The following is a 20311-nucleotide window of genomic DNA, read 5'->3' as shown; positions in this document are numbered from 1 at the left end:
CTTTATTAATAGATGAGGGGCAGCCTACAACTGCCAATCAACAAAATTTTGTAATAAACGCGCGCCTATTTTAGCGCTGCGCTCTGGGTGAAACTGCATGCCGGCATAGTTATCTTTGGCCACTATGGCCGAAAAACGTTGTCCGTACTCGCCACTTACTAATGTGGCGTTGTTTACCGTGTGCGCAAAGCTGTGTACAAAGTACACTTGCTCGTCTGGTGTTAGTCCTTTTGTTAAGGCATGCTCTTTATTTATGGTTAAATTGTTCCAGCCCATATGCGGTGACGTAAGTTGACCTACATCAAGCGCTGTTACATGCCCAGGTATTTTACCTAAGCACTGCACGTTACCTTCTTCGGTGCTTTCGCACAGTAACTGCATACCTAAGCAAATACCCATTAGCGGGCGCTGGTATTCGTTTATAGCGTGTTGCCAACCGTTATCTACTAAGCGTTTCATGGCAACCGAAGCATGGCCAACACCGGGTAATATAGCGCGCTCAAAACCCGCTAACTGCTCTGGAGAGGTAATTACAGTTGGCGTTTGTCCTAAACGTTCAAAGGCAAAACGCACTGAGTTTATATTAGCGCACCCGGTATTTATTATCGCAATCATAAACACCCTTTAGAGCTAGCAGTTTGCTGGCTAATATCTTGCGCTATTGCCATGCGCAGTGCGCGAGAAAAAGCTTTAAATAAACCCTCTACTTGATGATGGCAGTTACCGTCGCTTACCGATAAAATTAGGCTAATTGCGGCGTTATCGCTTAAGCTTTTGAAAAAATGCTCAACCATTTGTACATCTAAATCGCCTGCTTTTTCGCGGCTAAAATTAGCGTTAAGTACAAACGAAGCACGCCCCGATAAATCAATTTGTGCTTCGGCTTTACATTCATCCATTGGCAGGGCAAAACCATAGCGAGCAATTTGCGATTTAGTGCCTAAGGCTTGTTTAAGTGCAACACCTAGAGCAATACCTATGTCTTCAACAAGGTGGTGCTCGTCTATGTGCAAATCGCCTTTGGCTTTAATGTTTAAACCAATGTTGGCGTGGGTGCGAATTTGATCAAGCATATGATCAAAAAAGCCAAGGCCGGTATCTATACTGCCGTTTTTAGTTTGATCTAAGTTTATTGCTACATCTATTTGAGTTTCTTTGGTATTACGTGTAACGCGGCCCTCGCGGTTTGCGGTAGTTAGTTTAGTAACTATTGCACTCCAATCGCCATCGTACAAAATACCTTCGCAACATAAATTTTGCGCCAGGCCTATATCAGTTTCACGGTCGCCAATTACAAAAGAGCGCGCTAAATCTACTTTGCCAGAACGCATTAGCTCGGTAAGTAAACCTGTTTTAGGTTTACGGCAATCGCAGTTTTGCTCGTCAAAGTGTGGACAAATTAATACCTCGTCAAAGTTAATGCCTTGGCTTTGTAGTATGTCCATCATTTTGTTTTGGGCTAGATCAAAATCCTGTGTAGGAAAGCTGTCGGTGCCTAAACCATCTTGGTTAGATACCATTACTAAGCGATAGCCTGCTGCTTGTAATTGTAATAATGCGGGCATTACACCGGGTAAAAACGCCAGCTTTTCAAGGCTGTCTACCTGTTTATCGGTAATTGGCTCTTCAATTATGGTGCCGTCGCGGTCAATAAATAAATAGGGGTTACTCATGATACTTCCTGTTGTGCTGAAATTGCTGAGGCTGTTGGCAATGCTAGGCCATCAAGCCAAATTTTTACTTGTTTAAGTTCTTGTTCGCTACCAATTGAAATGCGTAGCCAGTCGCTTTCACCATATAAGGTAAAAGCGCGCATAACCAAACCTTGCTCAAGTGCGATTTTAAAATAGTTTTTATCGGCTAACTTTAAAGTAACAAAGTTACCTTCACCAGTGAGAATTTTTAATACAGCAGGCGATTCACTTAGCCACTGTACAAGTTTAGCTTTTAAAGCGTTTAAAATAATCACTTGGCGGCGCATTGAGGTAATTGCATCGGGAGCAATTGCTTGCGCTGCAATACTTGCTACTACGCCAGATACCGGATACGGCGCTATTACTTTACGAATTGGCGCAAGAGTTGCTGCTTGTGCAAGCGTAAAACCGGTTCTAAGGCCTGCCAGTGCAAATGCTTTTGAAAGGGTACGTAGCACCACTACATTACTAAATTGGTTTATTAATTTTGTAGCGCTTTGCTCTGGGCAAAATTCTATATAGGCTTCATCAACAATAACCAATGCTTTATCTGCAAGTGCTGTTGCAATTGCTGTCACTTTATCAAGTGGGGTTAAGCTGCCTGTGGGGTTATTTGGGTTACAAATAAATACCAATTTTGAGCTGCCAACCGCATCTACTATTTCATCAACACTGCCATTTAATAATTGCGCTTGTGTTAGTGCGTTAATGGCGACATTGTGTGTATCGGCAGTGACTTTATACATGCCGTAAGTTGGCAAAAATAGCGCAATGCTGTCTTTTGCGCTTTCGCAGTATGTTCGCACTAAAAGCTCTATGCCTTCGTCGGCACCACGGGTCATTAGCACGTTTTCGCTTTCAAGCTCTGCATACACCGCGTAGCGGTCAATAACCAGTTGTGGTTGTGGATCTGGATAGCGGTTTAAATCTTCAGCACTCAGCTGGATGGTTTTAGCATAGGGGCTTTCGTTGGCATTTAACCAAGTTGTGCCGCTTAACTTTTCACTTTTAGCTGAGCTGTAAGCAGCAAGCGCTGCAATATTTGCTGGTAATAAGTTATTAGCTTGCGTGCTCTCATTGCTCATTTTTAATTGCCTCTAAGCGAATTGAAACCGCATTTGCGTGAGCATCAAGGCCCTCGGCATTTGCAAGGGGTAAAATAGCTTTTGACAGCTGGGTTAAACCACTTTTAGTAATTGTTTGCACTGTGTAGGTGCGAAAAAAATCAAGTAAGTTCAAGCTAGAATAGCTTGCGCTATAACCATAGGTTGGCAATACGTGATTAGTACCTGAGGCATAATCGCCTGCCGATTCAGGCGTATAATCGCCCACAAATACTGAGCCCGCATTTTTAACTTTATTTAGGTAGGGTGTGGAGTCTGCTAGTTGCAAAATTAAGTGCTCAGGGCCGTACTGCGCTGATACGTCAAACGCTTGTGCGACTGAGCCAACTAAAATAAGTGACGAGTTAGCCAAGGCTTGCTCGGCGGTTTCTTTACGGCTTAATTTAGCAAGTTGGCGAGTAAGCGCCTGCTGAGTTTGTTCTATAATACTTTCGCTGTTACATAATAAAATAACTTGCGAGTCAGCACCGTGCTCTGCTTGTGAGAGTAAATCGGCGGCTATAAATTCTGGGTTTGCACGTTCATCTGCAATAACTAATACTTCAGATGGGCCTGCTGGCATATCAATGGCCATGCCAGGTACAGTTTGCGCCACAAGTTGCTTAGCCATAGTGACAAAGCTATTACCTGGGCCAAAAATTTTATTTACTTTAGGCACTGACTCTGTGCCATAAGCCATTGCTGCAATTGCGCCTGCGCCACCACTTTCTATTAGCGTGGTAATGCCGCATAATTTTGCTGCGTATAAAATAGCGGGGTTAATGGCCTTATCGCCTTGTACGGGGGTAGCAAGTACAACGGTTTTTGCACCGCTTAATTGGGCTAATACACCTTGCATAATAACCGATGATGGCAGCGGTGCACTGCCACCGGGTACATATATACCAACAGCTTCGATGGCTTGATATTTCAGTTCACACACAACGCCCGGTTGGGTCGATAATTTAATATCTTTAGGTAATTGCGCTTCATGAAAACATTTTACATTTGCATAAGCGGTATCAATGGCATACTTAAGCTCTGCACTGAGCGCCTGCTCAGATGCGTTTATTTCATCAAGCGGCACACGTAAACGTGGATTCGCTCTATTATCAAACTCTTTAGCCATGTCTAGCAAAGCCTCGTCGCCTTGCTCTTTTACTTTAGCTAAAATAGTTTTACATATAGCTTCAACCTTTGCGCTTACAGAAACTGCAGGGCGCATTAGCGCCGCTGCTTGTACTTGTGAAGATTCCTCATTCCAACGAAGCATGGTACTTACTCCATCATTTTTTCAATTGGCATAACTAAAATAGAGTTAGCGCCTAGGGCTTTTAACTGCTCCATTGTTTCCCAAAATAATGTTTCGCTGCTTACCATGTGCAGTGCTACGTATTCATCATTACCCGCAAGGGCAAGTAGAGTCGGTTGACCAGAACCAGGTAAAATTTCACAAATTTCATCAAGTTTGTTTTTTGGTGCGTGTAGCATGATGTATTTGCTTTCTTTAGCTTGTCTAACACCACGTAGGCGCGGCATAAGCTTATTGATTAGTGCTAGTTTGTCAGCGTCTTGCAGATCTTTATTTTGAATTAAACATGCGTTTGATTCTAAAATTGTATCACCTTGAATTAAGCCGTTAGCTTCAAGTGTTGCGCCAGTAGATACTAAATCACAAATTGCATCAGATAAACCTGCACGTGGTGCTACTTCAACAGAGCCAGTAAGCATTACTGTACTTGCGTTGATGCCTTCGCGCTTTAACCACTGAGTTAAAATTTCTGGGTAGGTAGTTGCAATACGTTTGCCTTCAAACCAGCTCTTATCGCGAGCGCCTAGCTCTTGTGGCCAAGCAAGTGCAAGACGACAGTAACCAAAATCTAGTTTTGAAAGTTTGTTTACTTCGCTTGGAACACCTTGGCGTTCACGTTCTGCTTGAACTTCTACTAGTACGTTTTCGCCAACTATGCCTAGGTCACATACACCGTCCATTACTAAACCCGGAATATCGTCATCGCGCACACGTAGTACGTCAATTGGCATATTAGTTGAGTGTGCAATTAAGCGTTGTTCACGAAGGTTAAGTTTAACACCTAACTGTTTAAGCAGATCTTGACAATCTTTTGATAGGCGGCCGCCCTTTTGGATGGCGATACGTAGACGATTACTGTTGTTCATTATTCATTTTCCTTTAATTTAAAAACTAAAAACCCCGAGGGGAACCTCAGGGCGAAAATGAATCAATGTTATTTGAATCGCCAGAGGTTCCTTTTAGGAATAACCTCTCAGCGAAAGACCTGACAGGTTATTCCGGTGAATGGTGGTGATGATGTACTGTTGTCAGGTTTAAGCGCATTTTTTATCCTATTTAACTGCCCGTTGTTTTGTGAACGTGCGATTGTTATCTGTTTAAATAAATTTCACATTCATAAAAACATAAACAGCTATATTATGGCAAGTTTTTTTAGCTTAATTAAAGCATATGTTATAACTGTCGATAATATTAAGATAATAAGCGCGATTTTCGCCAATAATTGGTTGTTTATCACTCAAACCAAGTGGTTAATGAATAAAATGAAAAAATAAGGAAGTACGCATGGATATTATGATCCCTTATTTAGGAAGAATAACTAGGCTAGAAGTTGAGTCAAAAAGTGCTTTTCATATTGCGGGTGTGCAAAGTGGGGCTGCCGCTGAAAAAGTTGAACTAGAGAATAAAAAAAGGCGCGAGTTACAAAAAAAGAAAAAGCTCAATATGCTTGATGATCAAAATAATAAAAAAAAGCCTAACTTAGATGATGACGAAAATCCCCATTTAGATACCTGGGCTTGATAACAGCAATTTTACTAAATACATAAGTAATCAAATCAAAAAGGCCCTTTCGGGCCTTTTTACTATGTATTTTGCTTATGCCAATTAGCTTAAACTCTTAAGCAGATTGGCATTACTCTTGGCTTTTGCTTTTAAATATATAAAAGCTAAATATAGCGAACACACATACTTGAGCCACAATACCTTGCCATGTTGACTTTATACCAAGCCATGCAATATCAAAGCTAATTGGCAGTGAAGCAATACCTATTATATCGGCCTCTTGCAGTGCAATAACTGCTTTGCCCATAAGCACAAACGAGAGTGCAAATAATAGGTAAGTGGTAATTGCAAAAAACTTAGCAACCGGTAATTTAATTGAGTATTTAATTAATACCCACGTAATAATAGCCAGTATTGCTACACCGATGGCAAAACCCGATGCAATAGATGAATATTGAGCAGGCGAGCTTTGTGTTAATAATGACTGGTAGAACAGCACTGTTTCGAATACTTCACGGTAAACGGCAATAAAAGAAAGCCCAGCTAATCCCCATAATGTACCCGACTCAAGACGCTTATCTATATTGTCTTTGATGTATTTTTGCCATTGCTGCGCACTGGTTTTACTGTGCATCCATACGCCAACATACAGTAAAATTACAGCGGCAAACAATGCACCAGCACCTTCCATAACTTCGCGACTTGCACCACTTATTTCTATTAATGTTTGCGCCGCAGCCCATGTTAAGCCACCAGCAATAAGTGCGGTTACCCAACCAACATGTACATATTTAAGTGCGTCTTGGCGTTTAGTTTTAATAAGCACAGTCATAAGGGCAATAACAACAAGTAGAGCTTCCAAGCCCTCTCGCAGTAATATAACTAAACTTGCTGAAAGTAGCGCACCGTCAGTTAGTTTGGTTTCGTTTAGCATGCTATCTGCTTTAGCGAGTTGAGCTAGCGCTGCACTTACTTTTTCGTCAACGATGGCTGCATCTTTCTCGTTTTTAAATGTTTGGCGTAGGTTCATCAGTTGTACTTCGATGTTTTTACGCAGTGTTTCGTCGTAGGCATTTAAGTTGTTTTCAACAAGCTCAAAGCCATCTAGGTAAGCGCTAATTGCTAAATCACTTGCTTGTGAGTAATTGCCTTTAGCATGCGCGGCTTGTGCTGCAAGTAACTGCGTGCGAGTAACCGTTATCGGATTCTTTTTACCGGTAAATAGTTGCTCTGGATTACCACGAAGCCATTTAACGTAATGAGCTTGTGCTTCACTTTGACCTGCCGATAATTGTGCAGGGTTTAAGTTTACAATCTGCGAAGCGGTAATGTTTTGCTCTAGATTTTGTGGTTTTTGAACATCTTTAAATGCCAAGCTACCTACATAAAAAGCTAAAGACCAACGTTGTTGTTCATTAAATTGAGTAAAAGCAACCATTGGCGTGTCGTTAATACCGTTACTTACAGCGTCAAATAAACCCATTAATGAGCGGTTAGTTGCGCGTTCTTCATCGGTAAAGTTGGTAGGCTCTGGCGATAAGTTTTTTGCAAGCGGGCCGTCGCCTTGACCACTTGGGCCGTGACACATTGAACAGTTAGCAGCAAAAAGCGCTTTAGTTTGCTCAACAGGAAGTAGTGATGTAGGTAACGATAGTTGCGGCATAAAGGTCAGTAGCGACTCACGAAGCGCTGAGCTTGCTGCACGTACATCGGCAACACTCGCTTTATTGGCAATCGCTGAATGCAGGGCTTTAGCTTGTGCCTTTACTGTACCAAACTCATTTGTTTGGCTTGATAGCTGTCCAGCTTGGTCAATAATGACGTTCGAAAATTCAGTCATTTCTTGATATTCGTCGGGGTCGAGTATTTCACCATTCCCAACAGCTGCCACGTAATCAACACCTACATACTCTGCAAGCTGTGCAATTTGTTTTATTTTTGTTTGCTCATTAGGCGAGGCTGAAACACTAAAGCTTGCCATGACCATTATAAAAAGCATAAAAAAACATTGAAATTGTCGTTTGCCCAGAGAAACCAAATTTAGAAACATGTGAGAATTATTTATGGACATCGAAAAGCCCTGTAGAGGAAAAGCCAAAATTATAATTGTTTTCATTTACATTTCAAGCGGATTAATTTAAACAAAGCAGATAAATAAAAAGGATAACAATTTGTAGAACTTTAAAGTGTTTTTGTAACACGTGAGTAACAGTAACCAAGTGATTATTTTTAATAACTTGGTTACTGAATGTGTTGCGGGTAAAACATTTATTACTTTGCTTGCTCAGCGGACTTAATGCTGCTTTGAATAAGCGGCGAAATAGTTAAGCCTTGTACAATAATAGAAAATATAACCACTACGTAAGTAACAATTACTATTAGGTTATGTAGGTCAGAGCCGCCTACAAAAACTTGCTCGCGTGGGATTGCTGCCGCCATTGCCAGAGCAAGGCCACCACGTAGTCCACCCCAGGTCAAAATTTTAACACTGTGTTTATCGTAAGTTCTAAAGCGTTTAAAAATTACAAATGGTGCGCCTACACTTATAAAGCGTGCAAGTAATACAGCCGGCACCATTAATAAACCTAAACCAATTTCGCCAAGGGTAATTGGCATAGTGACTATTAGCATACCTATTATTAAAAACAGTAGCGCATTTAAAAAGCTGTCGGTTGCATGCCAAAAATCTTTTACGTAACGAGTGTCTTCAGGCCCCGTACGCTCGGTTGCTTTGGTGCGAGTAATGTTACCCATTAATATTCCACTGGTTACCATGGCAAGTGCGCCAGATATTTCCCAAATATTTGCAGCAGCAAAACCTGCAGTTGGGATAGTTAAGGTAATTAATAAGCGAATATTTACATCGCGGCTATTAATAATTAAAAAGTGGCCAACTAATGCAATGACTAAACCAAACGCAATGCCCCCTATTGCATCAACAAAGAATAGCTCTGCTATGTCACCAAATTGTGCATCTGTGCCATAAAAAGCAACAGAAAATATAGTGGTAAATATTACTAAACCAATACCGTCGTTAAATAGCGACTCACCTTCTACTTGAACCGATATACCTTCTGGCGCTCGCATTTGTTTAATAATAGCAAGTACAGCGATAGGGTCGGTTGGGCTAATAAGCGCGCCAAACAATAAACAATAAATAAAAGGAATATCAAAACCAAAAACGGGGAATAAATAAAAGCTTAAATAACCCACTATAAATGTGGACACGATGGTTGAAAATAATACCAATGCGGTTATTTCCCAGCGCTGTTTACGAAGCGCCATAAGGTTAATTTCCAGTGCGCCAGCATAAAGTAAAAATCCGAGCATACCTTTGAGTAATAACTCGTTAAAGTTAATACTCGAGACAATTTGGGTCATAGCTAACGCGTTTTGATCGCCCAAAAGCTTAACGGCAATGATCAACAATAATGAAATGACAACCGAGCCTGTGGTAATGGCAATAGTGGTTTGCATTTTAAGAATATATTGATTTGCAAATGCAATAAAAATAGCAAGTGCAGAAAGAAAGCAAATGAGGTACCAAGCATTCATCGATTAACCTTAATTAATTATAAGCGACACACAAAAAGCGAGTTTCAAGGCCGCTATGGTACTCCTGTCATATTAGAGTGTCACAATATTTATAGGCTAATTAGGTGTTTAATTTAACCTTAGTAGCGCAATTGGTTAATAGTAAATGAGCCATTGTTAATAGTGTTGTCATAACTTTAAAGCTAAGTTAGTAATAACGTGTCATGGTTAGTTAGGTTGAATAATTAAAATGAAGATTTTATAAATAGCGTCATAAAAGTAAAACTACTTTGTAATTACTTGCCCTTGGTGGTTAGCTTACGTAAAATCGCGCTATTATTTATTATAAAGTGATTGGTATTATCAAACAGCTGTTTAGTGCAACCGGGCCTTTGGCGTTATCTTTAGATGGGTATACACCACGACAGCCACAAATAGATATGGCCGTTGCCGTTGCTGATGCGTTAAAAAACAGCTCACAACTAGTAGTTGAAGCCGGTACGGGCACAGGAAAAACCTTTGCCTACTTAGCCCCCGCGCTTAAATCAAAAGGTAAAACCATCATATCTACGGGCTCTAAAGCCCTGCAAGAGCAGTTATATCATCGCGACTTACCTCAACTCGTAAAAGCGTTAAGTGCTTCTAAAAAAACGGCATTATTAAAAGGCCGAGCAAACTACTTATGTACTTATCGACTTAATCAGCATGTGGCTCATGTACCTACCGACGATTCTGATGTAATGCACCAATTAGCTATGGTGGCTAAGTTTGCCAGCGAAACACAGTCAGGCGACTTAGCCGACTGTATTGGTATAGAAGACGATGCAAAAGTATTACCTTATGTAAACTCCACCGCAGACAACTGTTTAGGCAAAGAATGCCCCGACTTTCAGGCTTGTTATATAAGAAAAGCACGCTTAAATGCGGCTGATGCCGATATAGTGGTAATTAACCATCATTTATTTTTTGCTGATATAGCGGTAAAAGACAGTGGTTTTGCAGAGCTGATGCCCACAGCAGATGCTTATATATTTGACGAAGCACACCAATTAAGCGAAATTGCTAGTGATTACTTTGGCGAAAGCGTTAGCACTAAAAAGCTGGTGGATTTAATTAACGATTTACGTGCCATTTATCGTGCCGAAATCCCTGACATGCTGCAGCTAGGTAAAAGCTTAAATAAACTCGAAACCAGTGTTGCCGATTTACGTCTGCAGTTTGGCGTTGATGGCAGCCGTGGTGATTGGCGCACCAAGCTCAGCGATAAGCAAATTTGCGCCGCGTTGCATCGGGTTATTAGCGACCTAGACTTTGTTTATCAGGTATTAAAACTTTGCTTAGACAGAAGCGATAAAATAGAGCACCCGTTTGAACGTGCACTTGCATTCAAAGGCCAGTTGGAGCGGGTATTCGATATCACGCAAACAGGTTTTAGCTATTGGTACGAAACCACCCGCCGTTATTTAACTATTAATATAACGCCATTAAATGTATCAGTTAAATTTGCTAAAATGATGGCTGATACTGGCGCAGGGTTTGTATTTACCTCGGCTACATTGTCGGTCGATAATCAGCTTAACCACTTTAACGCTAGCCTTGGATTAACACCCAAACAAAGCATGATGGTAGATAGCCCGTTTGATTATCCAAACCAAGCACTGCTGTGTTTGCCGCGTTACTTACCAGAGTCGCATGCAGACAATATGCCCCACGCAATTGTAAAATTAACCCTAGAATTAATTAAGTCGGCTAAAGGGCGCTGTTTTGTACTTTTTACAAGTTACCGTATGATGCATTTAGTAGCCGAAGGGCTTACTACGCAAATAGACTACCCAGTTTATATGCAAGGACAAATGTCGAAACGTATTATTTTAGAAAAGTTTACTCGCCATGGTAACGCAGTGCTATTAGGAACAGCTTCATTTTGGGAAGGAGTTGATGTACGCGGCAGTACGCTAAGCTGTGTTATTATTGATAAGCTTCCATTTGCCGCACCAGATGACCCTTTACTACAAGCTAAAATGCAAGACTGTCAAATGCAAGGAAAAGACCCCTTTGCACATATACAATTACCACAAGCAGTTATTGCGCTTAAGCAAGGAGTAGGGCGATTAATACGCGACAGTAAAGACAAAGGTGTACTTGTAATATGCGATAACCGCCTAGTTACACGCCAATATGGGCAAGTGTTTTTAAAGAGCTTACCGCCAATGCGTCGCACGCGAAGCTTAGAAGATGCCAATAAATTTTTACAACAAATTAATTAGAGTAATAAAATGATCAAAAGTAATATTCTTGCCCTTGATGCGTCTACCGAAGCGCTATCAATTGTTTTACATTTTAAGGGGCAAACATTTCATCATTTTGAAGAATGCCCACAGCAGCATAGTCAAAAAATACTGCCATTAATAGATCAGCTATTAACCAGCGCAAACTGTAAATTAAAAGACTTAGACGTAATTGGCTTTGGTCAAGGTCCAGGTAGTTTTACGGGAGTACGTATTAGTGTAGCTATTGCACAAGGCCTTGCATATTCAACTAAATTGCCACTTGTAGGGGTATCTACGTTAGCTATTATGGCGCAACAAGCGTTTGAGCAACACGGCCATGAAAGTGTTTATCCTAGTATTGACGCCCGCATGGGAGAGATTTACTTTGCGCATTACCAAGCACAAAATGGCTTAATGCAATTAGCTAATCAAGAATGCGTAATTAAACCTGAGTTGTTAAATCAAGATTATATAGCCAATAGTGCACCACAATCGGTTGCTGTAGGTACAGGGTTTAAAACATACCCTGATGCGTTGAATGATTTTGATAACGTAACTATTAATAGCGAGATCACACTGCCCGATGCACGCTACATGCTAGCATTTGTAGAGGCAGGCTTTTTAGCGGGTAACGTTGTAAAAGCAAGCGATGCACAGCCTAAATATGTACGCGATACTGTTACTTGGAAAAAGCTTCCAGGTCGAGAGTGAAAATTAAATAACGAGTATTTGCAAATCGGTTGTTTTTAAATCATAATTTTAAATAGATTAAGATTGGAGACGCGTAATGACGCTGCCTATTGGTTCAGGTTTTTTTACCGGAGATATTCTGGGTAGAGTTAGCTCTGCTAAAGTAGTTACTAATAAACCTCAAGGTTTGTTAGAGCACACTGCTGCGCCAAAAACGAATACCGATTATGTTAAAAACAGTCGTGAAGGCGTAGAGTTAGCCAATCAATTTTTTAAAGCAAGCGCAGCAAATACACAATATAATCAAACTATTTACGACCAACCCTCAGCACAAGTAAGCAAGGCTATTTCCACTTATACCGAATTTGCAAATTTAGAACGACGTGCTGAAGTGCAAGATTTAATTGGTGTAGACATTTACGCTTAAATTACTCAAGCATAAAATTTAAAAATAAAAAGCCCGAACATATTAGATGCTCGGGCTTTTTGTTTGTTACATATTTATTGTATTTAATAACGTTATTTTTCTATAAATGCAATTAGCTTATCGGCAATGTCAGTATTGTTTTGTGAGCCCGTAAATTGCTCGCTACCTTTACCATAGGCAAATACTTGTACATCAACTGCTGTGTGGCCACCAGTTGTCCAGCCAGTAAAACTGGCATCGTTAATAATACTTTTAATGGCTAAATTTAAAGGCTTTTTACCCATTTTTTTAGCTTGCTCAAGTTTAATTTGGTGCTCAGCACTAAACTCAATATTAGTATTAGCCGACCAAACTGTTTTTAAATCACTGGCATCCATTAATAGCGAGGTTAATTTACCAGCCGAGGCTTTAACGCCTTTAACTATTTCGGTATCCCACTTGTATTGTCCGTGGGCACCAAGTGTTAAACCACCTGTTGAGTGATCTGCGGTAACAATTAAAATCGTGTCTTGGTTTTTATCAACGTATGCTTTTGCTTTTTCGACCGATTTAGCAAAGTCGTCCATTTCTGCCATAGCACAGGCTATATCGTTAGCATGGCCACACCAATCAATTTGGCTGCCTTCAATCATCACAAAAAAGCCTTTTTTGTTTTGGCCATCTAACAAATCAAGTGTTTTAGTGGTTAATCTTGCAAGGCGAGTAGGGTGTTCATCAATTGCGTATGGAAGGCCTTTTTCGGCGTATAAACCAATGGCAGGGAGCTGCGTAATTTGGCCTAGGTTATTAATGTCGTCGGAGTATTGATAACCAGCGGCTTTAAATTCTTCAATTAAGTTACGGTCTTCACGAATAAAATATTTAGTCCCTCCACCTAGCATTAAATCAACGGGTAGCTTGCCGGCAATTTTATTATCAATGTAATCGTTAGCAATTTCATCGTAGTTACCGCGAGATTCATTATGAGCCGCAAAGCTTGCCGGTGTGGCGTGGTTAATTTGTAAAGTAGCGACAAGTGCAGTGGTCATACCGCGCTCTTTTGCAATTTCTAACATCGTTTTAACGGGCTTTTTATTGGTATCTACGCCAATAGCACCGTTATAGCTTTTATGACCACTACTTAAAGCTGTAGCGCTTGCTGCGCTGTCGGTAACATAAGTATGATCGTCTGGGTAGGTGTGTGCCATACCGGTTAACATAGTATCGAATACAGTGCTTTCAATTGCCTTTGTGTTTGGATCGTCTTTAAAGTAACGATAAGCAGTTGTATAAGCTGGGCCCATACCATCACCAATCATATAAATAATGTTTTTTGGTGCCGAATCTGCATAAGCACCTGTTGCGCTGCATAAAAGCGCCAATAAACTGAGCTGTTTTTTCATGTTTGTACCTTTTAAATGTACTTAATTTAATAGCTTGGAGTTATTGTATACAATTAATATGATAAATAAATTAATATCGATGAACGACTAAAGCAAAGTGTTAAAGTTATATTGCGCTTAAGCTTTATTAAATCAGGATTATATAAACTAATTTACTTGCTTAGTTAGTTATAATTACTCCTTTGTTTTAAATTAGCTGGTAGCAAATACCTATCATTAAAGGTTACATTGTCTATAACTACTGAAAGATAGATTTAAAAACACCTTTTAAAACACGTTAGAGCTAACAGTTATAAATAATCATTAATAAAATTAATAGGGGTATGCTGTGGAACCATTTAATATTCAAATCAATAATTTAAATATTCATGGTTTAAAAGCGGGAAGTGGAGATGAAGTTGTAATTGCGCTGCATGGTTGGCTTGATAATAGTGCAAGTTATATCCCTATGTTAGCAAATGCCAAAGTACAGCAAACGTGGTATTGCCTTGATTTTGCCGGACACGGTTTGTCGTCGTGGCGTAGCGACGACGCACACTATTATTTTGTAGATTATATTGATGATATATATCAGTTTATAAATGCTTTAGGGGTAAAAAAAGTACACCTAGTAGGGCACTCTATGGGCGCTATGGTGGCGGGGTTGTTTGCAAGCTGTTTTAGTGATTATGTAACGTCTGTAACATTTATAGAAGGGATTGGGTACGTAACAACCCCAAGTGAAGAAGTAACGCAAAAACTTAAAAGTGCTATTTTAAACCGAGGCAGGCTAAAAAATAAAAAGCCAAGAGTGTATCAATCTAAAGAGCAAATACACCAAGCACGTGCGCAAACAACAGATTTAAGTAGCCAGCTTGTTGAGGTATTAATGGCGCGCAATATTAAAACAATTAAAAATGGATTTGCATTAACAACCGACCCAAAGCTTAAAAATCATTCAGGTTTTAGGTTTGATGAGGCGCAATGTATTGGTGCAATAAAAAATTTAATTGCGCCATGTCAGTTAATACTAGGGGATACAGGCTACACTTTTGTAAAACAAAATTTAGAAAACTATGCTAAATATTACAATAGCTTAAACGTAATAACTGTAGAGGGCGGGCATCACTGTCATATGCAAAGTAGTGCGCACTGTTTTGAACAGATTCAAGCATTTATGGTGCAAAGTAGCGTGTGTTAATTGTATATTAGCGTTAAATGTGGGATTATTCTTCATTAGAGTATTTGCTCAATTGTCAAAGTGCCTTACTTAGATTAAGGTTAATAAAAATATAACTATAAACAGGGGCTAAGAGTGGAAAAAATTTGGCTTAAGCGCTACCCAGAAGGTATGCCTGAAACTATCGATCCTGAGCACTACGCCTCATTACTCGAAGTGTTTGAAAAAAGTTTTACCGACTACAAAGATTTACCCGCATTTACAAATATGGGTAAAACCTTGTCTTATGATGAAATTGATACTGCAACTAAAAAAGTTGCGTCTTATATTCAAAATGATTTAGGCCTTAAAAAATGTGACAAAGTGGCAGTTATGATGCCTAACTTGTTACAAACGCCCATTGCTATTTTAGGTATTTTACGTGCCGGTTGTGTTGTTGTTAATGTAAATCCACTCTACACAGTGCGTGAACTTGAGCACCAACTAAAAGATTCTGATACTTCAGCAATTTTTATATTGGCTAACTTTGCCGATACACTCGAAAAAGCGCTACCGCATACCGATGTTAAACATATTGTTGTTACCCAAGTGGGCGACATGATGGGTGGGATTAAAAAGCATGTTGTAAACTTTGTTGTTAAGTACATTAAAAAAATGGTGCCAAGCTATACTTTGCCAAATACCATTGATTTTTGCGACTTACTTAAAGCCGACGAAAATGCCTATGTACGTCCAGAGGTTAACTTAAGTGATTTAGCTTTTTTACAATATACCGGTGGAACAACGGGTGTATCTAAAGGCGCAATGTTAAGCCACGGTAATATGGTAGGTAATCTTGAGCAAGTTTCAGGATGTTTAGACCCAGTGCTTGAGCGCGGTAAAGAAGTGGTAATAACTGCGTTACCGCTTTACCATATTTTTGCATTAACGGCTAACTGCTTAACATTTATGAAGTACGGTGGATTAAATGTACTTATAACTAATCCACGCGACATGCCTGGTTTTATTAAAGAATTAAGTAAAGCTAAATTTACTGCTATTACGGGTGTAAATACTTTATTTAATGGTTTGTTAAACACGCCAGGATTTGCCGAACTTGATTTTAGTCACTTAAAAATGTCATTAGGCGGCGGTATGGCTGTACAACGCCCAGTTGCTGAAAAATGGCAAACAGTTACAAAATCTAAATTAATGGAAGGGTATGGTTTAACCGAGTGTTCTCCTTTAGTTACCGTTAGTCCTTATGACTTAACGGCATATAATGGCTCAATTGGTTTACCGGCTCCAAGTACCGAAATCAAATTAATTCTTGATAATGGCCAAGAAGCAGCAAAAGGTGAACCAGGAGAGCTTTGGGTTAAAGGCCCGCAAGTTATGCTTGGTTACTACAAACGCCCAGATGCAACCGCTGAGAGCTTACAAGATGGCTGGTTTGCTACCGGTGACATAGCAACTTATGACGACGAAGGTTTCTTTTATATAGTCGATCGTAAAAAAGATATGATTATTGTCTCGGGCTTTAATGTATTCCCTAACGAAATTGAAGAAGTTGTTGCCATGCACGACGGAGTGCTTGAAGTAGCAGCTATTGGTATCCCTCACGATACGAGTGGTGAACAAGTTAAAGTTTTTGTTGTAAAAAAAGACCCTTCTTTAACTGAAAAAGATATAATAAAACACTGTCGTGATAATTTAACTAATTATAAGGTGCCTAAGCTTGTTGAGTTTAGGGATGAGTTACCTAAAACTAACGTAGGTAAAATACTCAGAAGAGCCTTGAAAGATTAGCAACCATTAAAAAAGCCGACATATGTCGGCTTTTTTATTGTAGGAGACTAAGTGCACTACCAATTAATTGAAACCCAAAATCAGCTTAATACTTTTGTTGAGCAAATTAAAAACAAGCCCGTTTTAGCCATAGACACAGAGTTTATGCGTCGCCGTACTTTGTACCCAGAAGTTGCACTTATTCAAGTTTATGATGGCGAGCATTTAGCACTTATAGATCCACTGGCAGAACTGTCATTATTCGATTTTTGGCAAATTTTAAAAGATCCTGCTGTTTTAAAAGTATTTCACTCTCCTTCAGAAGACATAGAAGTTTTTCAAAAGTACGCTGGGTTTGTTCCTACACCATTATTCGATACTCAATTTGCACTGCAAATTTTAGGCGAAGGAAACTGCATGGGCTTTGCCCTTATGGTAAAAACCTTACTGGATATTGAAATAGATAAAAGTGAATCACGTACAAATTGGTTGCAACGGCCATTAACAAATAAACAATTAGAGTACGCTGCTGCCGATGCCTATCATTTATTACCCTGTTTTAATCTTATTATTGACAGTGTAAAAGCCGCCGATTTATTTAATATTGTTATTAGCGAAAGTGAGTTAGTGGCTAATAAGCGTGAATTTCAAACCCCAGATGAACTGCTCTATAAAGACATTAAAAATGCGTGGCAACTAAGGCCACATGAACTTGCAATATTAAGAGAGCTGGCTGTTTGGCGTCGAAATAAAGCAATTCGTAAAAATTTAGCACTTAACTTTGTATTAAAAGAACATAATATGACAGAAATTGCTAAACGAGGGCCAGCAAGTTTAAATGCATTAAGGCAAATTCCGGGCGTTGAGGCGATAGAAGTGAACCGCTCGGGAGTCGAAATACTAAAGTGTATTGAGCAAGCAAAAGCATTGCCTGAGGAGCAACACCCAGCAATTTTAAAGCGTTTAATAGACTTTCCTAGTTACAAAAAAGTAGCGAAAGAGATAAAACAAAAAATTAATAAAGTTGCCAAAGAACATAATATTCCAGAGGATGTAATGGCTTCTAAAAAGCAGGTTAATCAACTAATTAGTTGGAATTGGAAATTATCTGCAGCACAAAAAGAGCAGCATATTAAACCAGATTTGCTTAGTTCTTGGCGCTATTCTTTTGTAAAAGATACGCTAAAAGAATGGGATGTTTGATCGTATTTAAGTATCTAAGGTTAGCTTACATAGATAACTTACTTAATAGTGTATTGAGCTAACAGGTATAAATACTAAACTATTATAAGTGCACCTATTATTGGGAGGCAGTTATAATAGCTTTATTAATTTATTTGCTATTCATTTAGTGGTATTTTTTATATGCCACTGTTATTAAAGTGCTTTTTATGAAAGTTGAAACAATAAAACGTAAACTATTAGAACTATGTAAACCAGCTTGGATATTAGCTATTTTGGTTGCTTTTAATGGTTACTGGCTAATTAAACCTGTTGTTGCACGTATGCTCGAAATGCTACCGGGTGTATTAAACTGGTCGCTCGATTGGTTAAATTTAATTGATAAAATAGGAATAACAGAACTACCGCGCTTTATTTTAGGTGCAGGCTTAATAATAATGTCGGTTGGCTTAGCTTTAAAAGCACGTTTAGCGTGGGCTTTTTCACTGATACTATTAATAGTGGTCGCGGTTATTAGTATTTCATCGTCAAGCTCTGGGCTAATATTATTGTCTTACACTATGGTTGTGAGCATGTTATTACTCGTATACTGGAAAAGCTTTGATGGCTCTAGTATTACCGCAGGTAGTTTGTTTGCTCTAACGAGTACAGGTGCATTAATGCTTTATGCTGTGTTTGGCACTTTGTATTTAGGCAGCGAGTTTAGTACCCCTATTACCGATTTACCCACTGCATTTTACTTTTCTATTGTGAGCATGTCGACGGTAGGCTATGGCGATCTTTACCCTGTAACGTCTACGGCGCGACTATTTACCGCATCAATTATTGTTATGGGTATTACCGTTTTTGCTACTTCGATCAGTGCTATTATAGGCCCTGTGATTGGTGGTAATCTTAAAAAAATTGTTAAAGGTAGGATTTCGAACGTAATGAGAAAAAATCATTTTATTATTTTAGGTATTTCACCCACCGCACACAGTGTTTATGCCGGTTTGGTAGAGCGTGGCGATGCAGTTACTTTAGTGTGCCCAACAGGGTCTGAACACGAATACCCGGTAGATGCAGACATTGTTTATGGCGACTCAAGCTCAGCAGATATCTTAATAGAAGCGGGCGCCAAAAAGGCAAATTATATTTTAGCGTTACGTAATGATGATGCTGAAAATGCGTTTAGTATTTTAGCGGCTAAAGAAGTTGCTGGCGAGGACACCAAAACAATTGCTTTGGTTAATTCAAGTAAACATATTCCGCAAATTAAGCGCGTAAAACCTGACGTAGTATTTTCATTGCAATTACTCGGCAGTGAATTGTTAGTGAGAACCCTAAAGGGGGAGACTATTGATAATAAGCTAATCACTAAGTTGTTCTTTGGTGATGCAGAATAAGCTCGGCTAATTACTCAGGCCAATGTTTAACTATTTATTATAATAACCCTAAGTGTTAGCTAAACTGGTTCAACATTAAGTTGAAATAAAAAAGCTTAAATGACTCTCTTATTTCCATTTTATGGTAAAGCTATAAAATAAAGTCGTTAAAAATAAAAAAGCCGTTCACTTTAATGAACGGCTTTTTTGTTTGCCCAGCGAAGCTGGCAAACCCGATAGGCTGAAAGATGCCTTATCACCCTGACTAAGGGGAAGATAATCTGAATGGCAAGGGCGTCACTGGCCAACGGTGGGGTCTGAAGGAAGCCATAAGAAGTTAGAGGTACACAACTAACCGTAACCTGTTTCGGCAGTATTGGTGGGTCAGCGTGCAAAATAGCGCAACGCCCTATACTTAGTCAGACCAATACTGTGCTTGAGGGTGGGATTTCTAACAGGGAGCCAGTGCAGTAACTGGGGAAGCCTGGCATCTAAACTTAGTGTAAATAAGTGGCCTGAACTCAAGGGGAAACCCAAGGTTTAACGTCGGTGTGAGGTGGCAGATGAACCCGTAGTAGTGAGTAAGGCTAGGCCGATGAAAGCCAGTAATGGTGTGGAGGACAAAACCAAGCCGACTATCAACAGAATGTTTGATAGGGTCAATTTTAATCAAAAGTTTTAATTGATTGCGAAGGGGGGAAGTATTCTTTAAGTGTATGAAAATCAGGAGTATCGACGTATAGGCTCACATGTATTTCGACGGAAATAGGCAAGAGATGACGGCTAAGCAGGAATGTGGACGCTGAGAACTGAAGGCCGAGCATGGGAGTAATGAGCGACCACTTAGGCAGATTGCCATTCGGCTAGCACACCTAATGTCCTCATGAAGAACACCACTATACATCAATGTGAAACGACAGACAT

The 20311-nt window shown here is 39.6% G+C and carries 17 protein-coding genes; 9 read left to right on the top strand and 8 right to left on the bottom strand.

Annotated features, from left to right (window positions below; genetic code table 11):
* Positions 1-24: 24 nt before the first annotated feature.
* Genes hisH through hisG form a run of 5 tightly spaced genes read right to left on the bottom strand, consistent with a single transcriptional unit; the run spans position 25 to position 4975 of the window.
* Positions 25-615, bottom strand: coding sequence for an imidazole glycerol phosphate synthase subunit HisH (gene hisH / locus RB215_RS15770; protein WP_041454940.1), 591 nt, complete (start codon positions 613-615; stop codon positions 25-27).
* Positions 612-1673: a bifunctional histidinol-phosphatase/imidazoleglycerol-phosphate dehydratase HisB gene (gene hisB / locus RB215_RS15765; RefSeq protein ID WP_011330115.1), complete on the bottom strand. Its 1062-nt coding sequence runs from the start codon at positions 1671-1673 to the stop codon at positions 612-614. Before hisB ends, hisH begins: the two co-directional genes overlap by 4 nt.
* A complete protein-coding gene (gene hisC / locus RB215_RS15760; protein WP_309217412.1) occupies positions 1670-2779 on the bottom strand; it encodes a histidinol-phosphate transaminase in 1110 nt (369 codons plus the stop codon). The genes hisB and hisC overlap by 4 nt, the downstream gene beginning before the upstream one ends.
* On the bottom strand, positions 2769-4070 hold the full coding sequence (gene hisD / locus RB215_RS15755; RefSeq protein WP_309217411.1) for a histidinol dehydrogenase: 1302 nt from the start codon (positions 4068-4070) through the stop codon (positions 2769-2771). The genes hisC and hisD overlap by 11 nt, the downstream gene beginning before the upstream one ends.
* Positions 4071-4075: 5 nt before the next feature.
* Positions 4076-4975 (bottom strand): ATP phosphoribosyltransferase, encoded by a 900-nt coding sequence (hisG, locus tag RB215_RS15750; RefSeq protein WP_193038640.1) that lies wholly within the window; start codon positions 4973-4975, stop codon positions 4076-4078.
* Between the two features lie 135 nt (positions 4976-5110).
* Between hisG and RB215_RS15745 the strand changes: the two genes are divergently transcribed.
* Both RB215_RS15745 and RB215_RS15740 read left to right on the top strand, forming a co-directional pair.
* On the top strand, positions 5111-5383 hold the full coding sequence (locus RB215_RS15745; protein ID WP_309217410.1) for a hypothetical protein: 273 nt from the start codon (positions 5111-5113) through the stop codon (positions 5381-5383).
* Positions 5384-5393: 10 nt separating this feature from the next.
* Entirely contained in the window at positions 5394-5630 is a 237-nt protein-coding gene (locus RB215_RS15740; protein ID WP_192531736.1) for a hypothetical protein, read from the top strand.
* Positions 5631-5742: 112 nt separating this feature from the next.
* On the opposite strand, the gene RB215_RS15735 is transcribed toward RB215_RS15740, so the two are convergent.
* Both RB215_RS15735 and RB215_RS15730 read right to left on the bottom strand, forming a co-directional pair.
* On the bottom strand, positions 5743-7599 hold the full coding sequence (locus tag RB215_RS15735) for a cytochrome c/FTR1 family iron permease (RefSeq protein ID WP_309217466.1): 1857 nt from the start codon (positions 7597-7599) through the stop codon (positions 5743-5745).
* A gap of 284 nt (positions 7600-7883) precedes the next feature.
* Entirely contained in the window at positions 7884-9167 is a 1284-nt protein-coding gene (locus RB215_RS15730; RefSeq protein WP_309217408.1) for a sodium:proton antiporter, read from the bottom strand.
* A gap of 329 nt (positions 9168-9496) precedes the next feature.
* On the opposite strand from RB215_RS15730, the gene RB215_RS15725 reads away from it, so the two are divergent.
* The 3 genes from RB215_RS15725 (at position 9497) to RB215_RS15715 (ending at position 12533) form a co-directional block, all read left to right on the top strand.
* Positions 9497-11413 carry an ATP-dependent DNA helicase gene (locus RB215_RS15725; protein ID WP_309217407.1) on the top strand — a complete coding sequence of 639 codons (1917 nt, stop codon included), beginning with the start codon at positions 9497-9499 and terminating at the stop codon, positions 11411-11413.
* A 9-nt stretch (positions 11414-11422) separates the two neighbouring features.
* Positions 11423-12127, top strand: a complete 705-nt coding sequence (gene tsaB, locus RB215_RS15720) for a tRNA (adenosine(37)-N6)-threonylcarbamoyltransferase complex dimerization subunit type 1 TsaB (protein ID WP_179806858.1) — start codon at positions 11423-11425, stop codon at positions 12125-12127.
* A 76-nt stretch (positions 12128-12203) separates the two neighbouring features.
* A complete protein-coding gene (locus RB215_RS15715; protein WP_309217406.1) occupies positions 12204-12533 on the top strand; it encodes a hypothetical protein in 330 nt (109 codons plus the stop codon).
* 92 nt (positions 12534-12625) lie between these two features.
* Here RB215_RS15715 and RB215_RS15710 read toward each other — a convergent pair whose 3' ends face one another.
* Complete coding sequence (locus RB215_RS15710) at positions 12626-13915, bottom strand: alkaline phosphatase (protein ID WP_179806857.1); 1290 nt, start codon at positions 13913-13915, stop codon at positions 12626-12628.
* 328 nt (positions 13916-14243) lie between these two features.
* Between RB215_RS15710 and RB215_RS15705 the strand changes: the two genes are divergently transcribed.
* The 4 genes from RB215_RS15705 to kch all read left to right on the top strand — a co-directional run bounded on the left by RB215_RS15705 (position 14244) and on the right by kch (position 19408).
* Entirely contained in the window at positions 14244-15095 is an 852-nt protein-coding gene (locus RB215_RS15705) for an alpha/beta hydrolase (RefSeq protein ID WP_309217405.1), read from the top strand.
* Between the two features lie 114 nt (positions 15096-15209).
* Positions 15210-16862, top strand: a complete 1653-nt coding sequence (gene fadD, locus RB215_RS15700) for a long-chain-fatty-acid--CoA ligase FadD (protein WP_089369289.1) — start codon at positions 15210-15212, stop codon at positions 16860-16862.
* A 51-nt stretch (positions 16863-16913) separates the two neighbouring features.
* Positions 16914-18044: a ribonuclease D gene (gene rnd / locus RB215_RS15695; RefSeq protein ID WP_011330127.1), complete on the top strand. Its 1131-nt coding sequence runs from the start codon at positions 16914-16916 to the stop codon at positions 18042-18044.
* A gap of 188 nt (positions 18045-18232) precedes the next feature.
* Positions 18233-19408: a voltage-gated potassium channel protein gene (gene kch, locus RB215_RS15690; protein WP_011330128.1), complete on the top strand. Its 1176-nt coding sequence runs from the start codon at positions 18233-18235 to the stop codon at positions 19406-19408.
* Positions 19409-20311 lie beyond the last annotated feature (903 nt).

Origin of the sequence: Pseudoalteromonas sp. HL-AS2 (genome assembly GCF_031198805.1) — a bacterium.
In the GTDB taxonomy this organism is placed as follows: domain Bacteria; phylum Pseudomonadota; class Gammaproteobacteria; order Enterobacterales; family Alteromonadaceae; genus Pseudoalteromonas; species Pseudoalteromonas nigrifaciens.
The sequence above is the reverse complement of the archived record's forward strand: the minus strand, read 5'-3'. Positions and strand labels throughout refer to the sequence as shown.